This window comes from Streptomyces shaanxiensis, from assembly GCF_039537145.1.
Taxonomy (GTDB): Bacteria; Actinomycetota; Actinomycetes; order Streptomycetales; family Streptomycetaceae; genus Streptomyces; species Streptomyces shaanxiensis.
In genome coordinates this window covers 511135-517508 of the sequence record NZ_BAAAZY010000024.1, presented here as the reverse complement: position 1 = coordinate 517508, position 6374 = coordinate 511135, and the positions used below count along the sequence as shown (strand labels likewise).

The 6374-nt window shown below is 71.9% G+C and carries 7 protein-coding genes and 1 pseudogene; 4 read left to right on the top strand and 4 right to left on the bottom strand.

What is annotated here, in order from left to right:
* Window positions 1–75 (bottom strand): annotated as a pseudogene (locus tag ABD932_RS36760) (MarR family transcriptional regulator); the annotation flags it as partial.
* Window positions 76–222: 147 nt separating this feature from the next.
* Between ABD932_RS36760 and ABD932_RS36755 the strand changes: the two are divergent.
* Window positions 223–576: a hypothetical protein gene (locus ABD932_RS36755; protein WP_345019786.1), complete on the top strand. Its 354-nt coding sequence runs from the start codon at window positions 223–225 to the stop codon at window positions 574–576.
* 24 nt (window positions 577–600) lie between these two features.
* On the opposite strand, the gene ABD932_RS36750 is transcribed toward ABD932_RS36755, so the two are convergent.
* Both ABD932_RS36750 and ABD932_RS36745 read right to left on the bottom strand, forming a co-directional pair.
* Window positions 601–1593 (bottom strand): helix-turn-helix domain-containing protein, encoded by a 993-nt coding sequence (locus tag ABD932_RS36750; protein ID WP_345019784.1) that lies wholly within the window; start codon window positions 1591–1593, stop codon window positions 601–603.
* 153 nt (window positions 1594–1746) lie between these two features.
* Window positions 1747–2721 carry an alpha/beta hydrolase gene (locus tag ABD932_RS36745; RefSeq protein WP_345019782.1) on the bottom strand — a complete coding sequence of 325 codons (975 nt, stop codon included), beginning with the start codon at window positions 2719–2721 and terminating at the stop codon, window positions 1747–1749.
* A 261-nt stretch (window positions 2722–2982) separates the two neighbouring features.
* Between ABD932_RS36745 and ABD932_RS36740 the strand changes: the two genes are divergently transcribed.
* Entirely contained in the window at window positions 2983–3978 is a 996-nt protein-coding gene (locus ABD932_RS36740) for a TerC/Alx family metal homeostasis membrane protein (RefSeq protein WP_345019780.1), read from the top strand.
* A gap of 271 nt (window positions 3979–4249) precedes the next feature.
* Window positions 4250–5131, top strand: coding sequence for an LLM class F420-dependent oxidoreductase (locus tag ABD932_RS36735; protein ID WP_345019778.1), 882 nt, complete (start codon window positions 4250–4252; stop codon window positions 5129–5131).
* Here ABD932_RS36735 and ABD932_RS36730 read toward each other — a convergent pair.
* Window positions 5107–5325 (bottom strand): hypothetical protein, encoded by a 219-nt coding sequence (locus ABD932_RS36730; protein ID WP_345019776.1) that lies wholly within the window; start codon window positions 5323–5325, stop codon window positions 5107–5109. The genes ABD932_RS36735 and ABD932_RS36730 overlap by 25 nt on opposite strands.
* A gap of 116 nt (window positions 5326–5441) precedes the next feature.
* On the opposite strand from ABD932_RS36730, the gene ABD932_RS36725 reads away from it, so the two are divergent.
* Window positions 5442–6347, top strand: coding sequence for a LysR family transcriptional regulator (locus tag ABD932_RS36725; RefSeq protein WP_345019842.1), 906 nt, complete (start codon window positions 5442–5444; stop codon window positions 6345–6347).
* Window positions 6348–6374 lie beyond the last annotated feature (27 nt).

Genomic DNA, 6374 nt, shown 5'->3' with positions numbered 1-6374 from the left:
GATCCTGCCGTGCAGCAGGGAGAGGGCGCACCAGCCCTGGGCGAGGGCGGTCAGCGCGGGGTCCGTGGCGGTCATGGCGCCGATGTCCTCCGTTGCGATGTGAGTGTCCTCCAGGATAGGGCATCCGTGAAATTTCCAGCGAATGCGTGTAGAGCGCGCCTGCAAGCACTGCTGCAAACTCCGTGGCCCGTCGTGCTTGCGGCCTGGGTATCGTCGACGTCCATGATCAGTACGCCCTCGACGACCACCCTCTGGCGACCCACCGGCCCCAAGGAGCTGGACCTGGTCCGCGAGCTGGACTGGCGTGCCTGGCCGCCGAGGCTGCCCGAGCAGCCGATCTTCTACCCGGTGCTCAACGAGGACTACGCGGTGAGGATCGCCCGGGACTGGAACGTCAAGCACGACGGCGCCGGCTTCGTGACCCGGTTCGAGGTCGACTCGGAGTTCCTGCGCCGCTACCCCGTCCGGCAGGCGGGCGGCGAGACGATCCTCGAGCTGTGGGTGCCCGCCGAGGAGCTCGACGAGTTCAACGCCCACATCGTCGGCACGATCGAGGTCGTGCACGAGTTCCGCTGACCGTGGCCCGCCGCGGCACCGCCCTCAGGGCCGTGCCAGGTGCCGCATCGCCAGCGCCAGGCCCAGCCTGAACCTGCCCTGTGGTGTGCGCAGCGGCCAGCCCAGCAGGTGCTCGGCGTGGGCCAGTCGCTCCTGGAGGGTGGAGTGGTGGACGTTGATCTCGGCCGCCGCCGCCCGCAGGCTCACCGTCGAGGCGACGGCGTGCAGCGTGGCGAGCAGCCAGGGCGTGGCGGCCGTGGCCGCTTCGAGGGCCTGTACGTCGGGCGGCGGCTCGGCGCCCGGTACGACGAGGTCGGCGAGGAGCGCGATGCCGCCCAGCTCGTCGGCGTGGACGACCCCCGGACCGGGATCCTGCGCGGTGCCCTCGGCCGTGAAGCGGAGCGCGACGCGGGCCTGGGACCAGGAGCGGGGCAGGTCGAGCACCGGGACGGCGGGACCCACACCCACCCGGCCGTCGGGCGGCTCGGCCGCCGGGTGCGCGGGGACGATACGGGGGCGGCCGTCGAGCGGGACCAGGACGCGGGCCGGCGCGGCGGTGTCGAGCCCGAGTCGGCGGGCGGCGTGCAGCCGGGCCGCTTCCGGCGCCGTGGCGTCGAGGACGGTCTCGACCAGCGCCGGATCATCGGCCGGCGCACGCCCGCGCGTCCGGTCGAGCACGAGCCGTACGGCACCGGCGGCCCGCTCCAGGATCACCGCGTCGACGACACTGGGCTCCGCCGCCTCGGCCCGCTCCAGCCACAGTGCGGGATCGCCGCCCGGTGTCAGCGCGGCGGACGGCCAGGCGGGATCCACCGGCATCCCGTTCTCCCGGCGCGTCCCGTCGCCCTCCACCCGGACATGCACCCGCCGCTCCACGTCCACCAGCCGCGCCGGCACCCCGGCCAGCACGGCGGCCCCTCGCACCAGCGCCTCCAGCCCGGCCCGTGCCTCGGCGAGCCGATCGAAGTAGGCGATGACCCGTACGGCCGCCCCGGCGTCCGGATCGAGCGCGGTCAGGCGTCCGGCCAGCTCTTTCATAGGCCCATGGTGCGGTATGGGGGCGGGGGATGGGGAGGGCGTGGTTGAGGGGAGGGGAGGCCGACGGCGAGCGAAGCGGTCCCGACCCACCCCGACAGATCTCCACGCTCACCACCGCCCACCGCGCCGGCCCCCCACGCCGACCCCAGCCCGTCAGCCGCCCAACAGCCGCTTCAGCCACGCCAGATGTGCCGCCCGGCAGGCCTGCGACAGTGCTGCCTGTGGGGCGAAGCCGTCGAAGCCGTGGAAGCCGCCGGGCCACACGTGCAGCTCGGCCACCCCGCCGGCCTGCCAGATCCGGGAGGCGTAGGCGACGACCTCGTCGCGGAAGGTCTCCGTGGAGCCGACGTCCAGGAAGGCCGGGGGCAGCCCGGTCAGGTCCTCGGCGCGGGCCGGTGCCGCGTAGGCGGGGACGTCGGGGCCGCCGCGGCGCTCACCGAGCAGCGCCGTCCAGCCGGTCTCGTTGGCCGTACGGTCCCAGACGCCGAGGCCCGCCATCTGGTGGGCGGACGGGGTGTCGTTGCGGTCGTCCAGCATCGGGCACATCAGCAGCTGGCCGATCAGCTCCGGGCCCTTGCGGTCCCGGGTCAGCAGGGCGAGCGCCGCGGACAGCCCGCCGCCCGCGCTGGCACCGGCGACGACGATCCGCTGCGGGTCGGCACCGAGTTCGGCCGCGTGCTTCGCCGTCCACTCCAGACCGGCGTACACGTCATCGATCTGCGCCGGGTACGGGTCCTCGGGCGCCAGGCGGTACTCCACGGACACCACGACCGCGTCCACCTCCTTCGCCCAGGACAGCGGCACGTCCACGCCGACGCGGTTGTTGCCGATGACCATGCCGCCGCCGTGGATGTGGTAGATCACGGGCCGCGGACCCGCGTCCGCGGGGGCGGCCGGCCGGCAGATCAGCAGCGAGATCTCGGGCGCGCCCTCGGGCCCGGGCACCGTCCGGTCCTCGACCTCGAAGAAGCCGTCCATGGTCAGGTCCAGCTGGGCCAGCATCTGGATCCCCGGACCCTGGCGGATCCCGGCTATCTCATCCATCGTCAGGGCGGGCGAGATCACGTCCTTGATGAGCTCCAGGGCGGCGGCGAGCTCGGGATCGAACGGGGGCGGGACCTGGGTCATGGTTTCTCCTCCTACAGGGGGCACGTGTTGCCCGGTCCTCACACGGGGGCGCGTGCCGGCGGCTCTGCGGCCATGATCCGCGTACCGGCCGCGCCCGGAGGGCCGCCGTTCGGCGGAACCTGCCCGCCGTCCGGCGGGTGGCACCTTCGTGACCTGGAGCTTGCCAGGGCATGACCCGTTGTTCACCTGTCCTGGGTGGAAGGAATCCCCGAAAGGCGACAACTCTGTCAAGACCCCCACCTGCACCAGGAGTAATACCCCGTGAACGTCTCCCTCTCCGTCTGGCTGCTGACCATCGTGGCCCTGTGCGCGCTGGTCGCCGTGGACTTCTTCATCGGTCGCAAGCCGCACGACGTATCCATCCGGGAAGCGGGGACGTGGACGGTCGTCTGGATCCTCCTGGCCTGCGTCTTCGGCCTCGGCCTGTACATCTACGGCGGTGGCGGACCCACGGGCGAGTTCTTCGCCGGGTACATCACCGAGAAGTCGCTGAGCGTCGACAACCTCTTCGTCTTCGTCCTGATCATGGGGAAGTTCGCGGTGCCCTCGCAGTACCAGCAGCGCGTCCTGATGGTCGGCGTGATCATGGCCCTGGTGCTGCGCGCGGGGTTCATCGCGGCCGGCGCGGCGATCATCTCCGCGTTCTCCTGGGTGTTCTACCTCTTCGGTGCCTTCCTCATCTGGACCGCCTGGAAGCTGGTCCAGGACGCCCGCAAGGAGGAGCACGAGGAGGAGTACCAGGAGAACAAGCTGCTGAAGATGGCGGAGAAGCGTTTCGGCGTGGCCGACCGCTACCACGGCACCAAGCTGTTCATCACCGAGAACGGCAAGCGGATCATGACCCCGATGCTGGTCGTGATGCTGGCGATCGGCTCCACCGACGTCCTGTTCGCCCTCGACTCCATCCCCGCCATCTACGGGCTGACCCAGGACCCGTACATCGTCTTCACCGCCAACGCCTTTGCGCTGATGGGCCTCAGGCAGCTGTACTTCCTCATCGGCGGCCTGCTGAAGAGGCTGGTCCACCTGAGCTACGGCCTGTCGATCATCCTCGGCTTCATCGGCGTCAAACTCGTCCTGCACGCGCTGCACGAGTCCGGCGTCCACGTCCCCGAGATCAGCATCCCCTTCTCGCTCGGCTTCATCGTGCTCGTTCTGGCGGTGACGACGGTGACGAGCCTGCGCGCGTCGAAGAAGCAGGAGCAGGCGGAGGCCGAACGCGCGGCAGCGGATGCCGAGCGAGCCCCGCGGAGATGAGCGCCGCGGCCAACCCCTCGTAGTCGAGGCGTCGGCGCGACTGCGTCCCGCGCCCCGACCGGATGACCGGCCGGCACGAGGCGTACGCCTCCGCCCTCACGTCACCGTTCGCCGCGCCCCGCCCCCGCCCCCGCGGCACCGCACCCGCATCACCGCACCCCCACACCACCGCCCGCGACGCCCGACCGGCCGAGCGGGCTTGACTTCGAGAGCGCTCGAAGAACTAGCGTCGTCGAGGTCGGTGAACGGTCCGGGTGAACGGAGACAGGCCATGCGGGTCGGTGTGCACATCAACCGGTTCGACCATTCCGGAGGAGGCCCCGCGCTCGGCGCCGAACTCGCCGCGGCGGGCAGCGCCGCCGAGGCGGCCGGCGTGAGCTGGCTGTCGGTGATGGACCACTACTTCCAGATGGAGTTCAACGACGGCGCCGAGGACCCCATGTTGGAGGCCTACACGACGCTCGGCTTCCTCGCCGCCCACACCTCCACGATCCGCCTGGGCGCCCTGGTGACCGGCGTGACCTACCGCCACCCCGGCCTGCTCGCCAAGATCGCCACCACGCTCGACGTGCTGTCCGGCGGCCGGGCCACCCTCGGGATCGGCGCGGCCTGGTACGGCCGCGAGCACGAGGGGCTCGGCGTGCCGTTCCCGCCGGTCGCCGAGCGCTTCGAGAGGCTGGAGGAGACCCTGCGGATCTGCCTCCAGATGTGGGACCCGGCGACCGACGGCCCCTTCGAGGGCAAGCACTACCGGCTCGCCGAGACCCTCTGTGTGCCGGCGCCGCTCAGCGCCCCGCACCCCGAGATCATGATCGGCGGGGGCGGCGAGAAGAAGACGCTCCGGCTGGTGGCCCGGTACGGCGACGCGTGCAACCTGTTCACCACCTCCCCGCAGGAGGTCCGGCACAAGCTCGACGTGCTGCGCGGCCACTGCGACACCGAGGGGCGCGACTACGACGCGATCCGCAAGACCGTCGCCTACGGCGGTGACCCGGCCACCGAGGGCGACCTCGACGCGTTCACCCGGGACATCGCGGGCTACACGAAGCTCGGCATCGACACGGTGATCATCTCCCCGCGCCTGGGGGAGACCTCCGCCTGGATGGAGAGCTTCGTGGCCCCGGCGGTTCAGCGGCTGGCCGAGCTCGACTGAGCCTCGGCGGGACGGCTGCGGGAGACGACCCGCACCCCGCGGCCGCCGACCACCCGCATCTGCAGCGATCCGCAGCCGCACCGCGTCCACACCGTGTGGCCGGCCGCCGTGCTGTGCCGGGAGAGCACCTGGAAGGGCTCGGCGCCGTCGGGCCACCCGCAGTGCGGGCAGGCGGTGCCGGTCGTGCTGGTCATGGCGACTCCTCGTACCTGGTGGTTGATTCGACCGTCGCGACACAACCCAAGGGTGCGGTGCGCTTTCGTACACGTCCAGGTTGACTTTCCGGACCTCACCTTGAAGCGTGAGCTTCATGATTGACCTGCGCCGACTGCACGTGCTGAGGGCCGTGGCGCACTACGGCACGGTCACCGCGGCCGCCCAATCCCTGCACTTCACCCCGTCCGCCGCCTCCCAGCAGATCCGCCAGCTGGCCCGCGAACTGGGCGTCGACCTGCTGGAACCGCAGGGCCGTGGGGTGCGCCTCACCGCGGCCGCCGAGAGCCTCCTGGCGCACGCCGACGCGATCGCGGCCCGTTGGGAGGAGGCCGAACACGAACTGCGCGCCGAGTACAGCGCACCCACCGGGCAGTTGCGGGTGTGCGGCTTTCCCGTGGCGGTGTCGGTGCTGCTGGCGCCCATGGCCGTACGGCTGCGGGAACGGCACCCGAGGCTGTCCGTGCGCATCCAGGAGACCGGCGTACCGGAGAGCTTCGACCTGCTCTTCGAGGGGGCGGTCGACCTGGCGGTGGTGGAGGTCACCCCGCACAACCCGCCGCTGAGCGACGCCCGCTTCGACCAGCGGCCGCTGCTGGACGACCCGTACGACCTCGTCGTCCCCGACGGCCATCCGCTGGCCGGACGCGAGCGCATCGACCTCGCGGAGGCGGCGCACGAGGACTGGATCGCGCCGGTGCCGGACAGTCCCTGCCGTCCGCATGTGATGTCGGCGTGCGGGGCGGCCGGGTTCACCCCGAACGTGATCCACCATGCCCTGGACTGGAACGTCACCGCCCACCTGGTCGCCCACCGCCTCGGCGTCGCCCTCGTCCCGAGGCTGGCCCAGCTGACCCCGCACCTGCCGATCACCCGCGTGCGCTGCACGGGTGACCCGCACCGCAAGCTGCTCACCTGCACCCGCCGGGGCTGCCGGGAACGCCCCGCGGTGGCGGCGGCGCTGGAGGAGCTGCGGGAGCTGGCGCCCACGGCCGTGGCCTGACACACAAGCGGGGCCTGACGCGACAAG

Coding starts and splice junctions, on each gene's coding strand:
- ABD932_RS36735 (WP_345019778.1), top strand. CDS start 4,250: ATGCGGGTCGGTGTGCACATCAACCGGTTCGACCATTCCGGAGGAGGC.
- ABD932_RS36745 (WP_345019782.1), bottom strand. CDS start 2,721: ATGACCCAGGTCCCGCCCCCGTTCGATCCCGAGCTCGCCGCCGCCCTG.
- ABD932_RS36750 (WP_345019784.1), bottom strand. CDS start 1,593: ATGAAAGAGCTGGCCGGACGCCTGACCGCGCTCGATCCGGACGCCGGG.
- ABD932_RS36755 (WP_345019786.1), top strand. CDS start 223: ATGATCAGTACGCCCTCGACGACCACCCTCTGGCGACCCACCGGCCCC.
- ABD932_RS36725 (WP_345019842.1), top strand. CDS start 5,442: ATGATTGACCTGCGCCGACTGCACGTGCTGAGGGCCGTGGCGCACTAC.
- ABD932_RS36730 (WP_345019776.1), bottom strand. CDS start 5,325: ATGACCAGCACGACCGGCACCGCCTGCCCGCACTGCGGGTGGCCCGAC.